The 17,912-nt window shown below is 73.4% G+C and carries 17 protein-coding genes and 2 pseudogenes; 12 read left to right on the top strand and 7 right to left on the bottom strand.

Going from position 1 to position 17,912, the window contains the following annotated elements:
* Positions 1 to 54 precede the first annotated feature (54 nt).
* Positions 55 to 1,155 carry a chemotaxis protein gene (locus tag AB0N63_RS30760; RefSeq protein ID WP_365534058.1) on the bottom strand — a complete coding sequence of 367 codons (1,101 nt, stop codon included), beginning with the start codon at positions 1,153 to 1,155 and terminating at the stop codon, positions 55 to 57.
* 406 nt (positions 1,156 to 1,561) lie between these two features.
* On the opposite strand from AB0N63_RS30760, the gene asnB reads away from it, so the two are divergent.
* Positions 1,562 to 3,403 carry an asparagine synthase (glutamine-hydrolyzing) gene (gene asnB / locus AB0N63_RS30755; protein ID WP_365534056.1) on the top strand — a complete coding sequence of 614 codons (1,842 nt, stop codon included), beginning with the start codon at positions 1,562 to 1,564 and terminating at the stop codon, positions 3,401 to 3,403.
* A 51-nt stretch (positions 3,404 to 3,454) separates the two neighbouring features.
* Here asnB and AB0N63_RS30750 read toward each other — a convergent pair whose 3' ends face one another.
* Positions 3,455 to 5,089 carry an alpha/beta hydrolase gene (locus tag AB0N63_RS30750; protein WP_365534053.1) on the bottom strand — a complete coding sequence of 545 codons (1,635 nt, stop codon included), beginning with the start codon at positions 5,087 to 5,089 and terminating at the stop codon, positions 3,455 to 3,457.
* A 282-nt stretch (positions 5,090 to 5,371) separates the two neighbouring features.
* On the opposite strand from AB0N63_RS30750, the gene AB0N63_RS30745 reads away from it, so the two are divergent.
* A complete protein-coding gene (locus AB0N63_RS30745; RefSeq protein ID WP_365534052.1) occupies positions 5,372 to 6,025 on the top strand; it encodes a chaplin in 654 nt (217 codons plus the stop codon).
* Between the two features lie 266 nt (positions 6,026 to 6,291).
* Complete coding sequence (locus AB0N63_RS30740; RefSeq protein WP_365534050.1) at positions 6,292 to 7,071, top strand: GNAT family N-acetyltransferase; 780 nt, start codon at positions 6,292 to 6,294, stop codon at positions 7,069 to 7,071.
* 187 nt (positions 7,072 to 7,258) lie between these two features.
* On the opposite strand, the gene AB0N63_RS30735 is transcribed toward AB0N63_RS30740, so the two are convergent.
* A complete protein-coding gene (locus AB0N63_RS30735) occupies positions 7,259 to 7,525 on the bottom strand; it encodes a GlsB/YeaQ/YmgE family stress response membrane protein (RefSeq protein WP_365534096.1) in 267 nt (88 codons plus the stop codon).
* A 219-nt stretch (positions 7,526 to 7,744) separates the two neighbouring features.
* Here AB0N63_RS30735 and AB0N63_RS30730 point away from each other — a divergent pair, with 219 nt between their 5' ends.
* Both AB0N63_RS30730 and AB0N63_RS30725 read left to right on the top strand, forming a co-directional pair.
* Positions 7,745 to 9,196, top strand: a complete 1,452-nt coding sequence (locus AB0N63_RS30730; RefSeq protein ID WP_365534048.1) for a hydrolase — start codon at positions 7,745 to 7,747, stop codon at positions 9,194 to 9,196.
* Positions 9,197 to 9,374: 178 nt separating this feature from the next.
* Positions 9,375 to 9,542 carry a hypothetical protein gene (locus AB0N63_RS30725; protein WP_365534046.1) on the top strand — a complete coding sequence of 56 codons (168 nt, stop codon included), beginning with the start codon at positions 9,375 to 9,377 and terminating at the stop codon, positions 9,540 to 9,542.
* 21 nt (positions 9,543 to 9,563) lie between these two features.
* Here the strand turns inward: AB0N63_RS30725 and AB0N63_RS30720 are convergent, their stop codons facing one another.
* On the bottom strand, positions 9,564 to 10,478 hold the full coding sequence (locus AB0N63_RS30720) for a LysR family transcriptional regulator (RefSeq protein ID WP_365534043.1): 915 nt from the start codon (positions 10,476 to 10,478) through the stop codon (positions 9,564 to 9,566).
* 137 nt (positions 10,479 to 10,615) lie between these two features.
* On the opposite strand from AB0N63_RS30720, the gene AB0N63_RS30715 reads away from it, so the two are divergent.
* The 5 genes and pseudogenes from AB0N63_RS30715 (at position 10,616) to AB0N63_RS30695 (ending at position 13,733) form a co-directional block, all read left to right on the top strand.
* Positions 10,616 to 10,699, top strand: a complete 84-nt coding sequence (locus tag AB0N63_RS30715; RefSeq protein WP_365534094.1) for a putative leader peptide — start codon at positions 10,616 to 10,618, stop codon at positions 10,697 to 10,699.
* Between the two features lie 224 nt (positions 10,700 to 10,923).
* Positions 10,924 to 11,268 (top strand): annotated as a pseudogene (locus AB0N63_RS30710) (LLM class flavin-dependent oxidoreductase); the annotation flags it as partial.
* A gap of 49 nt (positions 11,269 to 11,317) precedes the next feature.
* A pseudogene (locus AB0N63_RS30705) lies at positions 11,318 to 11,503 on the top strand (SfnB family sulfur acquisition oxidoreductase); the annotation flags it as partial.
* Positions 11,504 to 11,583: 80 nt separating this feature from the next.
* Complete coding sequence (locus AB0N63_RS30700) at positions 11,584 to 12,558, top strand: LLM class flavin-dependent oxidoreductase (protein ID WP_365534091.1); 975 nt, start codon at positions 11,584 to 11,586, stop codon at positions 12,556 to 12,558.
* 269 nt (positions 12,559 to 12,827) lie between these two features.
* Positions 12,828 to 13,733 (top strand): aldo/keto reductase, encoded by a 906-nt coding sequence (locus AB0N63_RS30695; protein WP_365534041.1) that lies wholly within the window; start codon positions 12,828 to 12,830, stop codon positions 13,731 to 13,733.
* 178 nt (positions 13,734 to 13,911) lie between these two features.
* On the opposite strand, the gene AB0N63_RS30690 is transcribed toward AB0N63_RS30695, so the two are convergent.
* Positions 13,912 to 14,619, bottom strand: a complete 708-nt coding sequence (locus AB0N63_RS30690) for a dienelactone hydrolase family protein (protein ID WP_365534038.1) — start codon at positions 14,617 to 14,619, stop codon at positions 13,912 to 13,914.
* A 205-nt stretch (positions 14,620 to 14,824) separates the two neighbouring features.
* Here AB0N63_RS30690 and AB0N63_RS30685 point away from each other — a divergent pair, with 205 nt between their 5' ends.
* Positions 14,825 to 15,223 (top strand): VOC family protein, encoded by a 399-nt coding sequence (locus AB0N63_RS30685; RefSeq protein WP_365534036.1) that lies wholly within the window; start codon positions 14,825 to 14,827, stop codon positions 15,221 to 15,223.
* Between the two features lie 54 nt (positions 15,224 to 15,277).
* Entirely contained in the window at positions 15,278 to 16,348 is a 1,071-nt protein-coding gene (locus AB0N63_RS30680; RefSeq protein ID WP_365534033.1) for an adenosine deaminase, read from the top strand.
* On the opposite strand, the gene AB0N63_RS30675 is transcribed toward AB0N63_RS30680, so the two are convergent.
* Entirely contained in the window at positions 16,330 to 16,845 is a 516-nt protein-coding gene (locus tag AB0N63_RS30675; protein WP_365534030.1) for a DinB family protein, read from the bottom strand. The genes AB0N63_RS30680 and AB0N63_RS30675 overlap by 19 nt on opposite strands.
* Positions 16,846 to 16,943: 98 nt before the next feature.
* A complete protein-coding gene (locus AB0N63_RS30670) occupies positions 16,944 to 17,852 on the bottom strand; it encodes a LysR substrate-binding domain-containing protein (protein ID WP_365534027.1) in 909 nt (302 codons plus the stop codon).
* Positions 17,853 to 17,912 lie beyond the last annotated feature (60 nt).

The following is a 17,912-nucleotide window of genomic DNA, read 5'->3' as shown; positions in this document are numbered from 1 at the left end:
CCTCACCGACGATCATCACGCCGTAGCGTAGACGCCGTCCGGCGGGGGCGGCCTTCAGTAGCGCAGCACGCCGGCGATGCACTGCTCGTCGCCGAGCATGCCGTCCGGCACGAAGCGCACCTCGGCCCCGGTCTCCAGGCACTGCTCGACGATCTCGTCCACGATGTCCTCGCGGGCGTCCAGATCACCGCCCTCGGCCGGGACCAGATGGTCGCCGGCGTCGTCGCGCACGGTCACCTGGTAGTTCTCCTCGACGGCCAGCAGCCTGACCCGGCCCTCCCGGGCGGTGCGCCACAGCTCGTCCACGCCGGCGGCGAACTCCTTGCGTCCGCGGGCCGCCTCCAGCTCCCGGGCAACGGCCTCCGTCTCCCGGCGGGCCTGCTCCTCCTGCACCGGCCGGACCGCCCGCCACACGGCTTCGGGGGAGCCGTGCGCCAGGCCGCCGCGCGGGACGTGCACCGCCTGCCGGGCGACGCCGCCGAGCTCGTCCAGGACGGCCAGCGCCCCCGGCTGACCCGTGATGTACAGGGGGCGCGGGTGGCGGCGCAGCACCATGCCCATCGCCGCGTCGGCCTCGCGCAGGAAGCGGTGGGTGCGCTCGTCGCGGAAGGTGCTCGGCGCGTCGCCGATCTGTTCCTGCCGTTCGGCGTCGAAGTTCTCCGTGAGGTCCCGGGTGCGCGGGAAGCCGCCGACGCGGTCCTCGACGACACGACCGCCACCGCCGCTCCACAGGGTCACGCGGTCGGCGGCCAGCGACAGCACCCAGAAGGGGCGTTCGGCGGCGTGCGCGGAGACCAGGTTGCGGGTGAGGAAGGTGTCGGAGAGCACCACCCGCTCCGGCACGGTGCGGCCCAGCGACCACACCTGGTGCTCACCGGGGGCGGCGAGGATCAGCAGGCCGTCCTCGGCGTAGGTCAGGTCCACCTCGGAGAGGGCCTGGTCGAGTTGGCGTTCGACGTCGAAGCGCCGCTCCCGGGTGACCGCCGGATCGCTCTCCAGCTGCTTCTTGGCCTCGGTCACGGCGTTGCGCAGCCGGACCCGGTCCTGGTTGTTGCCGGGTTCCCGGCGGTGCGTCGGCGTCAGCACGGACACCGCGGGATAGCTGCGCGGGCGCCGCAGCTCGGTCAGGGTCGCGGGACTCAGATCGTGCTCCATGACAGCACCATAGGACTGATTCCCCTATCGGGCATTTGGGGTAATCGGGGCGGCCGTGGAGGGTGGTCGGCTGCGGTGGCCGTCCGGTTGCCGGGGTGTCCGGTCCGCCCGGACCGGCTCGCGCCCGACCCGGCCGCCCGGCCCGCGTCCCCGCCCGGCCCGCCCGGAGCGAGCGGTGTGATCGGATGCGATCCGGGCCATTGATAAATCTTTGCCCGTGGCCGGATTCCGGCGGCCCGCCCCTGTTCCGAGGCTGGTCCGCGGGTGTCGCGAGAGCAAAGAGCGGCTGAAAGTGCGAGGTCCGCCCGGGCGTTCGTGTTACGTCCGCGTTGACGGCCCGCCGCCGGTGACACACGCTCGTCATATAGATGCAGGATGCAACTGGTTCTCGCCAGGAGGTTACGACATGTGCGGCATCACCGGCTGGATCTCCTTCGACCGCGACCTGCGCGCCGAGGCCGCCACACTGGACGCGATGACCGAGACGATGGCCTGCCGTGGCCCGGACGACCGCGGCGTCTGGACCGGGGGGCCCGCCGCCCTCGGACACCGCCGGCTCGCCATCATCGACCTGCCCGGCGGACGCCAGCCCATGACCGCCGCCACCCCGGACGGCACGGTCGCGCTCGTCTACTCCGGGGAGACCTACAACTTCACCGAACTGCGCGCCGACCTCGCCGCGCGCGGCCACCGCTTCACCACCGACTCCGACACCGAGGTCGTGCTGCGCGGCTACCTCCAGTGGGGCGACGCCGTCGCCGAACGGCTCAACGGCATGTACGCCTTCGCCGTCTGGGACGGCCGCCAGGACAAGCTCGTGATGGTCCGCGACCGCATGGGCATCAAGCCGTTCTACTACCACCCCACGCCCGACGGCGTCCTGTTCGGCTCCGAGCCCAAGGCGATCCTCGCCAACCCGCTGGCCCGCCGCCGGGTCACCCTCGACGGCCTGCGCGAGCTGTTCACCTTCGTCAAGACCCCCGGACACGCCGTGTGGGACGGCATGCGCGAGGTCGAGCCCGGCACCGTCGTCACCGTCGACCGCACGGGCCTCAGCACCCGCGCCTACTGGCGGCTGGAGACCCGGCCGCACCCCGACGACCGCGACACCACCGTCGCCACCGTCCGCACCCTCCTGGACGACATCGTCCGCCGCCAGCTCGTCGCCGACGTGCCCCGCTGCACCCTGCTCTCCGGCGGCCTGGACTCTTCCGCCATGACCGCGCTGGCCGCCCGGCAGCTCGCCGAGCGCGGCGAGAAGGTGCGCAGCTTCGCCGTCGACTTCGTCGGCCAGGCCGACCGCTTCGTCGCCGACGAACTGCGGTCCACCCCCGACACGCCGTTCGTCCACGACGTCGCCGAGGCCGCCGACACCGACCACCAGGACATCGTCCTGGACGCGCAGAGCCTGGCCGACCCCGAGGTGCGGGCCAGGGTGCTGCGCGCCCGCGACCTGCCCATGGGCTTCGGCGACATGGACGCCTCGCTCTACCTGCTGTTCCGCAGCATCCGCGACCACTCCACGGTCGCCCTGTCCGGCGAGTCGGCCGACGAGGTGTTCGGCGGCTACCTCCAGTTCTTCGACGAGGAGGCGCGCCGCGCCGACACCTTCCCCTGGCTGGTGCGCTTCAGCCGCGACTTCGGGGACGACGGCGACGTGATGCGCCCCGACCTCGCGGCGGCCCTCGACCTGCCCACGTACGTCGCCGAGAGCTACCGCACCGCGATCGCCGGCATCGACCGCCTCGACGGCGAGAGCGACTTCGAGTACCGGATGCGGCGGATCTGCCACCTGCACCTGACCCGGTTCGTCCGCGTCCTGCTGGACCGCAAGGACCGGATGAGCATGGCCGTCGGCCTGGAGGTCCGCGTGCCCTTCTGCGACCACCGGCTCGTCGAGTACGTCTACAACGCGCCCTGGTCCCTGAAGTCGTACGACGGCCGGGAGAAGACCCTGCTCAGGGAGGCCACCGCGGACGTGCTGCCCAAGTCCGTGTACGACAGGGTCAAGAGCCCCTACCCCTCCACCCAGGACCCCGCCTACGCGCTCGCCCTCCAGAGCCACGTCAAGGACCTGCTGGCCCGGCCGGGCCACCCCGTGTTCGAGCTGGTCGACCGCGAGCGGGTGCGCGAGGCCGCCCACCGGGACACCCCGGTCAGCACGCAGGCGGCGCGGCGCGGCCTGGAGAAGACCCTCGACCTCGCGCTGTGGCTGGACCTGTACCGCCCGGAGATCGTCACCGGGTGAGGCCCGCCGGGTGAGGGGCGACCGTGCGAGGGGTCACCGCGCGGGAGCCCCTCACCCGCCGCCGTCCGGCTCCGCGTCCGGCGGGCAGGAGCTGCCGTTCGGCGGCAGGGAGCCGTAGAGCAGGAAGTCGTTCACCTTCCGGTGCACGCACGCGGAGGACGCGTACCCGGTGTGGCCCTCGCCCCGGTTGTCGAGCACCACGGCCGACGAGCCGAGCCGCCGCGCGGTCTCCACGGTCCACCGGTACGGCGTGGCCGGGTCGCCGCGCGTGCCGACGAGCAGCATCTTCGCCGTGTGCACGTCCTTGACCCTCGCGCGGATGTAGTCGGTGCCCCTGGGCCGCCCGTAGCACATCATCAGCTCGTTGAGCCGGTAGCGGCCGAAGACCGGTGAGGCCTGCCGGTACTCGTCGGAGAGCCGGCCGAGGTCCTTCGTGAGCTGCCCGGCGGCCGGCCGGTCGGGGTCGTCGGCGCAGTTGATCGCCATCATCGCGGCCGCCGTGTTGTCCGGCGGCACCGCACCGCCGTCCGCGGTCCCGTCGCCCGAGCGGACCGGAGGACGCTGCCGGGCCGCCGGGCCCGGGGGAGCGGCGCCGGCCGGGGAGAAGGCCTGCACGCCCCGGGTGTCCCCGTCCTCGACCAGCGAGGCGATCGCCCGCTCCAGGGACGGCCACAGCGACCGGCTGTAGAGCGCCTGGCCGATCGAGCCCACCAGGTCCTGGCCGGACAGCTTGCCGCCGGAGCCGGTGGGCACCGGGTTCTCGTCGAGCGACCGGACGAGCTGGAGCACCTGGTCGCCGGCCCGGCGCCGGTCCTGGCCGAACGGGCACGCGATGTCCTGCACGCACCAGTCGAGGAAGTCGTCCAGCGCCGTCTGCTGGCCCTCGACGGCGACCCGGCCCTGCTCGGCCAGGGACTCGGTCAGCGTGTCCACCCCGTCCAGGGCCACCCGCCCCACCTTGCCGGGGAACTCGGCGGCGTAGACCGCGCCGAGCCGGGTGCCGTAGGAGAAGCCGAGGTAGTTCAGCTTCCCGTCGCCGAGGGCCTGCCGTATCACGTCCAGGTCGCGGGCCGCGTCGACGGTGCCGATGTGGGGCAGGACCGGCCCGGAGTGCCGGGCGCACTGGGCCGCCACGTTCTTCCACTCCTCCAGCGCCCTGCGCGCCGCCTGCGCGTCGGCCAGGTCGGCGTCGGCCGTGTCGCCGCCGGTGTCCGCGCTCGACCCGTCCACGCCGCAGCTGACGGGGGCGGAGCGGCCGACGCCCCGCGGGTCGAAGGAGACCACGTCGTAGCCGTTGGTCAGGTCCATGAACTGCTTGCCGTCGGAAGCCAGCCCGGAGACGCCCGAGCCGCCCGGCCCGCCGAAGTTCAGCACCACCGAGCCCCGCTTGGCGGTGCCCGTCGCGCGGTAGCGGGCCAGGGCCAGGTCGAGGGTGCCCGCGCCCGGGTGGGCGTAGTCGACGGGCACGGTGACCTTCCCGCACTGCATGTCCCCGGGCGCGCCGGCCTCGCACGCCGACCAGGTCACCTTCTGGCGGTAGAAGCGCTCCAGGCCCGGCTGTCCGCCGCTCGCGGCCGCCGCCGGAGAAGCCGGGGGCAGCAGCACGGAACCGGACAGGGCCAGTGCGGCGGCCGCGGCGCCCGCACAACGCCGGGCCGCGCATCGCGTCGACGACTTCGCCCGCATCGTTGCCTCCAGGGACGCGCCGCCGCGGACCGGGACAACGCCCTCGCTCACCATAAACGGCCCCCGCACGAGCCGCCTCCCGGTGAGCGGAGGGCGCGGCCCGCGCCCGCGCGCCGCGCGGCGGGCCGCCGTGTCGGCCGCCCGTGCGAGGCTCACCGGGGCATTCGAAAACGGGGTCGCCCGAAGGGGTGGAAGGGCGGTCGGCCATAACCCCGGTCGTCCACCGGCGTTCTACCCGGTGCGGGCGAGCGCCCGCGACCAAGTCTGGAAGGCACAGATCCTATGAAACGGGTTACCCGAAACGGAGTGATCGCCGTCGTCGCCGCCTCAGGCGCGATGGTGATGACGGTGCCGGTGTCCGCCGCGTTCGCCGCCGACGGCGGTGCCGCGGCGGACGGCGCCGCGGTCGGCTCGCCGGGATTGCTCTCGGGCAACACCCTTCAGCTCCCGGTGCACGTCCCGGTGAACGTGTGCGGCAACACGGTCGACGTGGTGGGTCTGCTCAACCCCGCCGCCGGCAACCACTGCGCCAACACGTCCGCCGGCGAGGACCGGGCGTCCTCGACCGACGGCGCGGCGGCCCGGGCGAGCGGAAAGGATTCACCCGGAGTCCTCTCCGGCAACGTCGTCCAGCTCCCGGTGCACGTCCCGGTGAACGTCACCGGCAACAGCGTGAACGTCGTGGGCGTCGGCAACCCCGCCACCGGCAACACCTCCACGAACGGCTCCGCGCAGGAGCCGGCCCCCGCGCCCGTCGCGCCGCCCGAGCGGACCGCGCCCAAGCCGCTGCCGCACCCCGTGGCCGCGCCGAGGACGCAGCCGTCCCTCGCGCACACCGGCGCGGACGCGACGCTGCCGGCCGCCGCCGCGAGCGCGGCCCTCCTGCTCGGCGGCGCGGTCCTGTACCGCCGCTGCCGCCCCGGCGCGACCCGCTGAGGCGGACGCCCGACCACGCGACGGCCCCAGCGCGCCGGTGAGACGACATGACCGGCGGGGCTCGCCCCGGGTGTCCTCCTCGTCCGGTCTCCTCCTCCGGCCCGGCCTCCGGTCCGGGCCCCGACAGGCCCGGCCGGCGGCCGGGCCGTGCGGTGTCCTCGCGCCCCGCACAGCCGCGAGGCGCTCGCACCGCCGCCCCGCCCGGCCCCGGACCCCGCGCCGTAAAACGCGTTGCCACCGGCCCCCCCTTTTGCTGAAGTGACCGCATGGATCACACCGCTGTGCTCGCCCGCTACGACCGAGAGCTGCGCGAAGGCGCCCGCGCCGACGGGCCGGGCGCCCGCGTCGAACGCGTCGGGGGGGTGGTGCGCCACGTCGGCGACAGCGCCGACGACTGGAACGGCGTGTTGTGGTCGGCGCTGGACGACGGGGACGCCGCCGCGGCGATCGCCGAGCAGATCGCCCGCTTCGGCGCGCTGGGCCACCCCTTCGAGTGGAAGCTGTACGGTCACGACCGGCCCGCGGACCTGGCTCAGCGTCTCCTGGCCGCGGGCTTCGTGCCCGAGCCGGACGAGACCCTGATGGTCGCCGACATCGCGGACCTGGACCTGGACGCAGGGGCGCCCGAGGGCATCCGGTTCCGCACGGTCGCCGACGCCGCCGACGTCGAGCTGCTGGTCGCCGTGCACGAGCGGGCCTTCGGGACGGACGGCTCCCGTCTGCGCCACCGTGTCCTCGCCCAACTCACCGACGCACCGGACACGTTGGTCGCCGTGCTCGCCCTCGCCGGTGACGAGCCGGTGAGCGCGGCCCGGATGGAACTGCCGCCCGGCACGGGCTTCGCGGGCCTGTGGGGCGGGGGCACCGTGGCCGGGTGGCGGGGCAGGGGCGTCTATCGCGCCCTGGTCGCCCACCGCGCCCGGATCGCCGCCGACCGCGGCTACCGCCACCTCCACGTCGACGCCTCCGCCCAGAGCCGCCCCATCCTCGAACGCCTCGGCTTCGCCGCGCTCACCACGACGACGCCGTACGTCTACGAGCCGTAGCACCGGGCCGACTCCCGCCGCGGCCGCCGCGGGCGCGGGCGTACGACCGCGCAGCCGTACAGGCGGCCGTGGACGCGGACAGGGGCCGGCCGAACCGTCGCTGGACGGTTCGGCCGGCCCCATGGGCGTCTGAGCGGGGCGCGGCCGGGCGGGAGTCACCGTCCGGTCGAAAGCCGCGCCCCTGGGTTCAGCGGCTGCCCCCCTTCGCCCGGTCCAGCGCGACCACGCCCACCGCGGCGAGGGCGATCTGGATGAGCCACTCGATCCAGTCGACGCCCTTGGTGTCGTCCACGCCGAGCGCGCTCGCGATGGCCGCGCCGATCAGCGCCGCCACGATGCCGATGAGGATCGTCCACAGGATGCCGATGTGCTGCCGGCCCGGGACGACGAGCCGTCCCAGCGCACCGATGATGATGCCGATGACGATGGCACTGATGATGCCGCCGATCTCCATCTTCGCCCCTTCTCGTCGTACGCCCTTGCGGTGTTCGCATGCCCGCTGGAGCCGCGCGCACTCCGTTCGTGTCATTGCCGGGACTTTCTGTTCACCGTTCAGCTATGCCATGTACCTTTCAATCGGTCGACGCGTGTAGAAAACTCGGCCCGCTCGGCTGCTCTACGCGCGCAGACGCAGCACCCGCACCGCCCCTCACCCCACACGGAGGTTCGCCGGATGCTCGGTACCCGAAGGTTCCCCCACAGGCTCACCACCGCGCTGGCCGCCCTCGGGCTGCTCGCCGCCTCGGCCGCCCTTCAGGCGTCCGCCGGCGCCGCGCCCGCCCACGCGGCCGCCGCCACCCATCGCGTCCTGTTCGACAACGCCCACGCCGAGACGGCCGGTAACGCCGACTGGATCATCTCCACCAGCCAGCCCGATCCGCTCGGGCAGAACCCCTCCCCGTCCGCCGAGACCGACTGGACCGGCGCCCTCTCCTCCTGGGGCGTGGCCCTCCAGAAGTCCGGCGGCTACAGCCTCAAGACGCTGCCGTCCGGTGCGAGCCTCGCGTACGGCGGCTCGTCGGCGACCGATCTGTCGAAGTTCGACACGCTCGTCCTGCCCGAGCCGAACACGGTGTTCACCGCGGCCGAGAAGACCGCGATCATGAACTTCGTCAAGAACGGCGGCGGGCTGTTCATGATCTCCGACCACACCGCGTCCGACCGCAACAACGACGGCAAGGACTCGGTGCAGATCCTCAACGATCTCATGAGCAACAACAGCGTCGACTCCACCGACCCGTTCGGCTTCTCCATCGACTCGCTCAACATCGACTCCGGCTACCCGGCGGCCGTCAACGACAGCACCGACCCGGTGCTGCACGGCTCCTTCGGCACGGTCACCAAGAGCCTGTTCGCCAACGGGACCACGGCCACGCTCAAGCCGGCCGACAACCCCGCCGTCAAGGGCCTCGTCTACCGCGGCGGCTACTCCGGCACCACCGGGGCGTTCTTCGTCACCAGCGCCTTCGGAAAGGGCCGCGTCGCCTTCTGGGGCGACAGCTCGCCCATCGACGACGGCACCGGCCAGTCCGGCAACACCCTCTACGACGGCTGGAACGACTCCGGCGCAACCAACGCCGCCCTCGCCCTCAACGCCACCGCGTGGCTGGCCGGCTCGGGCGCCGACAGCGGCGGCGACCCCGGCACCGGATCCTGCACGGCCGCGCAGCTGCTCGGCAACGCCGGCTTCGAGTCCGGCGCCACCACCTGGAGCGCCACCAGCGGGGTCATCACCGCCTCCACCGGTGAGAAGGCCCGTTCGGGCTCGTACTACGCCTGGCTCGACGGCACCGGCACCGCCGCCACCGACACCCTCTCGCAGTCGGTGACCGTCCCCGCCGGCTGCGACGCGACGCTGAGCTTCTATCTCCACGTCGACACCGCGGAGACCACGACCACCACCGCCTACGACACCCTCAAGGCGCAGGTCCTCAACAGCTCCGGCGCCGTCCTCGCCACCCTGGCGACGTACTCGAACCTCGACGCCTCAACCGGCTACACCCGGCGCAGCTTCGACCTCGGCGGCTACGCCGGGCAGAAGATCACCGTCAAGTTCACCGGCACCGAGGGCTCCAAGCTCCAGACGTCGTTCGTCCTCGACGACACGGCGCTCGACGTCGCCTGACGCCCGGCGTCCGCCGGCGCCGCACCGGGGTGGGTCCGTGCCAGGAGCCGCGGCCCACCCCGTCCGGCGGGCGGAACGGCGGCGCGCGGACATGTTCCGGTCCGCTGCGGGCAGGCGGAGGAAAGGAGTCACGCCTGTTCGGGGCAGTGGATGGAGACACGCGGAGGTGTCTGCCGGTATGGGTGCGAAGGTGTTGGAACGGTTTCCCGCGGGATCTCCGCGCGGGTCGTGGCCGGCCGAGGAGTACGCGGCGCGGCGCCGGGCGGAGGGGCAGCCCGCCACGGTGGTGATGGATCTGGAGGACGACGCCTTCCTGGTCGTCGTGCCCGCTCCCGAGGGCGACTGAGCGAGCGGGAACGCCCCGGTGTCAGGACCTGGGCGTCCCGCCCAGGTCCCGGGCCGTGCGCACGAAGACGTCGTGCAGGTCCTGAGCCGCCCGCGGCACGGACTCCGCCCGGCGCCGCTGGAGCATCAGCAGTACCCGGGTGCCGTCCCCGGCGACCGGCCGGTGGGTGATGAGTCCCTGCCGCTCCAGCGGGTCGCCGACGACGCTGAAGTCCGGCAGCACCGTCGCCCCCAGTCCTTCGGCGACCATCAGCCTGCCCATCTCCGCGCCGTCGGTGGAGTACGAGAAGGACGGCGTCCGGCCGTCGAGCAGCCGGTGCACATAGCGGTGCATGACATAGCCCGAGCGCATGGCGATCAGCGGCTCGCCGAGCAGCTCGTCCACCGAGACGGCCGGCCGCCGGGCGAGCGGGCTGTCCGGGCGCACGCAGACCACCGGCCGGCCGCTGAGCAGTTCGGTGGACTCGAACCCGGCCGGTGTGTCGTCCCCCTCCAGATGGTTGACCAGACCCAGGTCGAACCCTCCCTCGGACAGCGCCCGGTGGATGTCCGTCTGCTGTGTGCCGACCACCTCCACCTGGGTCACCGGATGGAGGGCGCGAAAGGCCCGCACCACGGGGATCGGCAACGGGACGGTGGCGGCGTTGACCGTGCCGACCCGCACCATGCGGCTGATGCGGTGCTGCTCGCCGGCCGCCGCGCGCAGCCGGTCCGCCGCCTCCAGCACCCCGACGATGTGCGGCAGCAGTTCCCGGCCCGGGGCGCTCATCGTCGCCCCGGACCGCTTGCGCTCCAGGAGATCGACCCCCAGTTCCCGTTCGAGATTGCGCACGGTCTCGCTCAACGCGGGCTGGGACACGTGCAGTTCCTCGGCGGCCCGGCGCAGCGAACCGAGGCGGGTGACCGCCGCGATGTATTCCAGCTGTTCTGTACGCACTCCGGCACAGTGCGCCCTTTTCTCCGGCGCGTTCAAGGGTTTCCCTGTCACACCTTCGTGAAATTCAATGGTCCGGGATACGAGACCGGTCGGGTTTTCCTTGACTGTCCTCACCGGCGGCTGCCACGATCGACGGCATGAAGACGCGACTGGACCTCACGCGGCGACGCCATGTCGATCTCGCGCGTGTCTCCAGCGCCTCCTGTCGGCTCGCGGTCTGATCCACCGCCGCCCCACTCTCCGCCCGGCTGCCGCGCCCCGCGCCCGGGCAGCCGCCGCCACGGCCCGCGTCCACCGCACCGTCCGTATCCACCGCGCCGCCTGAATTCCGTGCCGCCCGCGCGTTCACCGCCCGGGACCGGCCGTGCGATACGGCGTGCGCGTGAACCCCCGCCGTTCAGGCGCCCTCCATTTCCCCGCCTTTTCGCGCAGGCAGGAGTTCCCTATGCCCGCAGCACCGGCGAAGTTCGCCTACTGGGTCCCCAATGTCAGCGGGGGACTGGTCACCAGCAAGATCGAGCAACGCACGGACTGGGAATACGACTACAACCGCGAACTCGCCGTCCTCGCGGAGAACAACGGCTTCGAGTACGCGCTCACCCAGGTCCGCTACATGGCGAGCTACGGCGCCGAGTACCAGCACGACTCCACGGGCTTCAGCCTCGCCCTTCTGCCGGCCACCGAACGCCTCACGGTCATCGCGGCCGCCCACCCCGGGCTGTGGCACGCGGGCGTCCTGGCCGAGTTCGGCGCCACCGCCGACCAGCTGTCGGGCGGCCGGTTCGCCGTGAACGTCGTCTCCGGCTGGTTCAAGGACGAGTTCACCGCACTCGGCGAGCCTGGGCTCCGCCGACCCGAGCCTCGCCCAGATCCCGCAGAGCCACTTCGTCTACGTCAGTGTGATGTGCCGCCAGGGAACGCCGGAGCAGCGGAAGTTCCTCCTCGCGGAGGTCCTGGCCGGGCGGCGGCTCGGCAACGCCCAGTCGGAGGCGGGCACCAAGCATGTGCAGGACATCCGCACCCGCCCGCCCCGCCACGGCCTGCTCTGACCCGGCCCGCCCCACCCGCTGCCCACGCCTTCGCAGACGCGCGATCGGAGACCCCCGTGTCCCTCACCTTCCACTGGTTCCTGCCCACCAACGGCGACAGCCGCCATGTGGTCGGCGGCGGCCACGGCACCCCGGCCACCGCCTCCGGCCGCGACCGGCCGCCGACCGTCGCCTATCTGAGCCAGATCGCCAGGGCCGCCGAGGACCTCGGCTTCGTCGGCGCGCTCACCCCCACGGGCGCCTGGTGCGAGGACGCCTGGCTGACCACCGCCATGGTCAGCCGGCACACCGAGCGGCTGAAGTTCCTGGTCGCCTTCCGGCCCGGCTTCGTCTCCCCGACCCTGGCGGCGCAGATGGCCGCCACCTTCCAGCGGCACAGCGGCGGCCGGCTGCTCCTCAACGTGGTCACCGGTGGCGAGAGCCATGAGCAGCGCGCCTACGGCGACTTCCTCGACAAGGACGACCGCTACCGTCGGACCGGCGAATTCCTGGAAGTCGTACGGAGGCTGTGGGACGGCAAGACCGTCGATCTGCACGGCGAGCACCTCCGGGTCGAGGACGCGAGGCTCGCCCGGGTGCCCGACCCCGTGCCCGAGATCTACTTCGGCGGTTCCTCCCCGGTCGCGGGCGAGGTCGCCGCCCGTCATGTCGACGTGTACCTCACCTGGGGCGAACCGCCCGCGCAGGCCGGACTCGCCCGCAGCGAGTCCGAGGGGCAGCGGCGGATGCTCGCGCTGCACGGCGGCAGCCGCGACGGACTGGAGGTCCACCCCAATCTGTGGGCCGGGATCGGACTCGTGCGCGGCGGCGCCGGAACCGCCCTGGTCGGCGGCCACGACGAAGTCGCCGACCGGATCAAGGAGTACCACGCCCTCGGCATCGACGAGTTCGTGCTCTCCGGGTACCCGCACCTGGAGGAGGCGTACTGGTTCGGCGAGGGGGTGCTGCCGCGCCTGGCCGCGCAGGGGCTGTGGCGTCACCCGGCGGGGCAGTCGGCGGCGGGGCCGGCCCAGGTGCCGTTCGCGAGCTGAGCCCCGCCCGGCGGGAGCCGAGGCGGTGCCCTGCGCACCCCGGCCTCCCGGCCGAGCCTCGGGCTCCCTGCACGCCTCCCGCGCGTGGCCGGGTCGCGCGGACGCCGGTGCGCCTGCTGCGGCCCGTCCGCACCGTCCTCCGCCCGGCCTGCGGCCAGGCGGGGAGCGGGGGGAGAGAGCGCGGAGGGCGGGGCCGTCGGGCCGGGACGCCGGTGCTTCCTCGGCAACTCCCCCCGCTCCCGCGACGGATCGTGTGCCAGACTCCGCCGATGACCTCGGAAACGATCACCGCGGACGCCGCGGGTACCTGGACACTCGGCGACCACTCCGTCCACCGGATCGGGCTCGGCGCCATGCGGCTGACCGGCTCCGCCGCCTTCCACCTCGGCACACCGAGCGACCGTACGCGCTCGATCGCCGTGCTGCGCAGGGCGGTCGAACTCGGTGTGAACCACATCGACACCGCGGCCTTCTACTTCTCCGCGTTGCGCTCCGCCAACGAGCTGATCAACAGCGCGCTGGCGCCGTACCCCGACGACCTGCTCATCGCCACCAAGGTCGGCCCGCACCGCGAGTACGACGGCGAGTGGGGCACCGCCGCCCGCCCGGACCAGCTGCGCGGTCATGTCGAGGAGAACCTGCGCCAGCTCGGCCGCGACCATCTGGACCTGGTCTATCTGCGCCGGATGCGCCAGGAGTCCATCGCCGAGCACTTCGGCGCGCTCGCCGATCTGCGCGAGGCGGGCCTGATCCGGCACCTGGGCATCTCCGACGTCCACCCCCGGCACCTGGCCGAGGCGCAGGCCATCGCGCCGGTGGTGAGCGTGCAGAACCGTTTCGGGCTCGGGTTGCGCACCCCCGCCGCCGACGGACTGCTGCGCCTGTGCGAGGAGCAGGGGATCGCCTTCGTGCCGTTCTACGCCATCGCCGGCGAGCGTGGTGAGCGGGGCGCGGCGGAGAACCTCGACGAGGTGGTCGACGCGGTCGCGCGGGCCCATGGCGCGAGCCCCGTCCAGATCAGGACCGCCTGGACCCTGCACCGGGGCCCGCACGTGCTGGCCATCCCCGGCACCGGTGACCCCGGCCACCTGGTGGAGAACGTCGCCGCCGGCGCGATCCGCCTCACCGACGAGGAACTGGCCCGGCTGGACGCCCGGCACACCGCGGCCGCCTGACCGGCCCCGGCTTCCGGCCGGCACGCGCCCCCGCCCGGCCGGCAGCCGCTACCGCTCGGCCGGCACCCGGTTCCGGCCGCCCGCCGCCCCGTGGGTCCGGTCGTCCGGCTGCCTGCCCGCCGTCGGCCTCGGCCGCGTGGCCGCTGTCGGCCTCCCGCCGCACCCCGGCCCTCTCCCCTCAGCCCAGCCGTTCGTGCAGGAAGCCGACCGTGCTGCGCCAGGCGCGGTCGGCCGCGTCGGGGGCGTAGGCGGGGCGGCGGTCGTTGAAGAAGGCGTGGCCCGCCGGGTAGTGACGCAGGTCCGGGGCGGCACCCGTCTGCTCCCGGATCGTCTCGCGCAGCGCGTCCACCTGCTCCGGCGGCACGGTGCCGTCCTGTTCGCCGTAGTGGCCGAGGACCCGCGCGCGCAGGCCGGAGAAGTCGGGCAGCTCGCCCTGGACGACGCCGTAGAACGGCACCGCCGCGCTCACCCGCGGATCGACGGCCGCCAGGTACAGCACGAAGCCGCCGCCCATGCAGAAGCCGACCGCGCCGACCGTGTCCGAGGTGACCTCGGGCCGCGACAGCACATACTCCACCGCGCCGGAGAGCAGTTCGACACCGCGGGCGACCGGGAGGGCCTGCATCATCCGCCCCGCCTCCCGGCTGTCGTGCGCCACGCTGCCGCCGTACAGATCGGGGGCCAGGGCGACGAAGCCCGCGGCGGCGAGCCGGTCGGCGACGTCGGCGATGTGGTCCGTCAGGCCCCACCACTCCTGGATGACGAGGACGCCCGGGCCGCTGCCGGAGGCGGGCAGGGCGAGATAGCCGTGGGCGGTGCCGCCCGCGCTCGGGAAGGTGACGTTCTGGCGGGCGGGGGTCTCGGCGGTCCTGGGCCGCTCGGTCATCGTGCTCAACTCCTGTGGGTCTCGCGGTGGCGCGTGCGCCTCGGGCGACGGACGGGGTTCCCTCCGCGGAGTATCCCTATACCGCGTCGTTCCGCCCCCGCACCACGGCCTCCCTCCGCGCACGCGGCCTCGGGCACGACGAACTGGCGCACCGGAGGTTTTACGTATAACCTCACCCGTCAATCGCTCCTCCCGAAAGGCCCCGATGAGACGCGTAGCCCTGGTCACCCTCGTCGTCGACGACTACGACGAGGCCGTCCGCTTCTACACCGAGGCACTCGGATTCCGGCTCGTCGAGGACGCCGCACGCCCGGACGGCTCCCGCTGGGTCGTCGTCGCGCCCGGCCCGCCCGGGGACGGCGGCACCGCACTGCTGCTCGCCCGCGCCAAGGGAGACACGCAGCGGGCCCGGATCGGCGACCAGACCGGCGGACGCGTCGGGTTCTTCCTGCACACCGACGACTTCTCCCGCGACCACGCGCGGATGCGCTCGGCGGGAGTGACCTTCCTGGAGGAGCCGCGCCACGAGCCGTACGGCACCGTCGCCGTCTTCCAGGACCTGTACGGCAACCGCTGGGACCTGCTCCAGCCGGCCGCCGACTGACGCACACGCACCGCCGCGACCCCCCTGAACCACCACCTGCCCGAGGACACACCCATGACCGCGCCCCGCATCGACACCGACACCCTCCGCCGGCTCCCCAAGGCCGTCCTGCACGACCACCTCGACGGCGGCCTGCGCCCCGCCACCGTCGTGGAACTCGCGGCCGCGGTCGGCCACCAGCTGCCCACCACCGACCCCGACGAACTCGCCGCCTGGTACTACGAGGCCGCCAACTCCGGCGACCTGGTCCGCTACATAGCCACCTTCGAGCACACCCTCGCCGTGATGCAGACCCGCGAGGGCCTGCTGCGCACCGCCGAGGAGTACGTCCTCGACCTCGCCGCCGACGGCGTCGTCTACGCCGAGGTGCGCTACGCCCCCGAGCTGAACACCAACGGCGGGCTCACCCTCACCGAGGTCGTCGAGACCGTGCAGGAGGGCCTCGCCGCGGGCATGGCCAAGGCGGCCGCCGCCGGGACGCCCGTCCGCGTCGGCACCCTGCTGTGCGGCATGCGCATGTTCGACCGGGTCCGCGAGGCCGCCGACCTGGCCGTCGCCTACCGCGACGCGGGCGTGGTCGGCTTCGACATCGCCGGCGCCGAGGACGGCTTCCCGCCCGCCGACCACCTGGACGCCTTCGAGCACCTGCGCCGCGAGAGTGTGCCGTTCACCATCCATGCCGGTGAGGCGCACGGCCTGCCCAGCATCCACCAGGCGCTCCAGGTGTGCGGCGCCCAGCGCATCGGGCACGGCGTGCGCATCACCGACGACATCGTGGACGGCAAGCTCGGCCGGCTGGCCGCCTGGGTGCGCGACCGCCGGATCGCCCTGGAGATGTGCCCGACGTCCAACCTCCAGACCGGCGCCGCCACCTCGATCGCCGACCACCCCATCACCGCGCTCAAGGACCTCGGCTTCCGGGTCACCCTCAACACCGACAACCGCCTGGTCTCCGGCACGACGATGACCCGGGAGATGTCCCTGCTGGTCGAGCAGGCCGGCTGGGGCGTCGAGGACCTGCGCACCGTCACGGTGAACGCGGTCAAGAGCGCGTTCATCCCCTTCGACGAGCGCAGGGCCCTCATCGAGGACGTGATCCTGCCGGGTTACGCCGCCGCGCTCTGAAGCAGCCCCCTGACGTAGGCGGCCTGTCCGACGTGCTGGAGATCGTCGGACAGGACGCTGACCAGGCGCACGCCCAGGGTGACCGGCGGGTCCCACCCCTCGTCCACCACGCGTTCGAGGTCCTTGGCGGCCAGGCCGCGCAGCGCCCGCACACTCTGCTCGTGCACGGCGTCGTAGTACCCGGTCAGCAGGTCGCCGGAGTCGACCCGCACCTTGGCGACCTCGGCCGGACTGTGCCCGTAGCCGGTCTCGGTGCGGCCGAGGCCGAGCCCGAAGCGCTTCTCCCAGCCCTGCGTCAGCCACACCTGGTCGAGGTCGAACGCGTCCGCGACGTGGTCGTCCTGCACCCGGGTGAGGTGCCACACGAGCCAGGCGATGGAGTTGGCGTCCTCGGCCGGGCGCGCGTTCAGCAGATCCGGGGACAGGCCGTCGATCACGGCGTGGACTTCTTCCCGGATACGGTCGTAGCCGTCGATGAGGATGTCCTTTGCATGCATGCGTCCACCATCGCGCATCGCGGCCGCCCGCGCGCCCGCAACTCCGGCCCTGACCGGACGCCCCGGCCGGAGGACGTCAGGCCCGCCCGGGGCCGCTCTCAGGCGGGCAGCAGGTCCCGGGAGAACGAGCCCTCGGCCGCCAGCAGCTCGATCAGGGCGCGAGCCGCGGGGCTGGTGGCCTGCTCGGCGGGCAGCAGGGCCACCGTCTCGTACGCCGTCTCGCCGACGCCCTCGAACGGCAGCGCGGTGAGCGAGGGCCGCTTGTGCCGGAAGTGCCGGGGGACCACCGCGATGCCCAGGTTCTCGTCCACCAGGTCCAGCAGGCTGTGCACGTCGTTGACCTCCAGGGCCACCGTGCGCCGCACGCCCGCGGCGGCGAAGGCGGCGTCGGTGGTGCGGCGCGGCCCCCAGTCAGGGTGGAAGTCCACGAAGACCTCGCCGCTCACGTCCCCGGGCCCCAGCGGCGCGCCCGCCGCCGCGAACGGGTGCCCGGGATGGCACAGCACCGTCGGCGGCTCGCCCCCCAGGGCCACCGAGCGCAGCTGGTCGGTGTCCGGCTGGGTCCGGTAGGCGAACGCCAGGTCCAGCCGCCCGGCGGCGACCCCGTCCGCCAGCGCCCCGGACCCGGCCTGCCGCAGCCGCACCTCCACGTCCGGGTGCCGCCGCCGGAACGCGGCCAGCAGCCCCGCCACATGCACCCCGGCGATGCACTGCTCGGTCCCCAGCGAGAGCGTCCCGCGCAGCACGCCCTGCACCGCGGCCACCGCCTCGTGCGCCGCCCGTACCTGGGCCAGGATCCGCTCCGCCTCGCCGAGCAGCGCCCGCCCGGCCTCCGTCAGCGTCACCCGGCGGGTGGTGCGCACGAACAGCGTGGTCTGCAACTCGCGCTCCAGCGCCCGGATCGACGCCGACAGACCCGACTGCGACACCATCAGGCGCTCCGCCGCCCGGGTGAAGTGCTGGTCCTCGGCGACGGCGACGAAGTGGTGCAGGTGACGCAGTTCCATGATTGAGCACCCTAACCGCTGAATCCCATCGCATTCTCCTGTTGGACCACTGCCCGCAGG

Source organism: Streptomyces sp. NPDC093260 (assembly GCF_040683715.1).
GTDB lineage: Bacteria > Actinomycetota > Actinomycetes > Streptomycetales > Streptomycetaceae > Streptomyces > Streptomyces sennicomposti.
The sequence above is the reverse complement of the archived record's forward strand: the minus strand, read 5'-3'. Positions and strand labels throughout refer to the sequence as shown.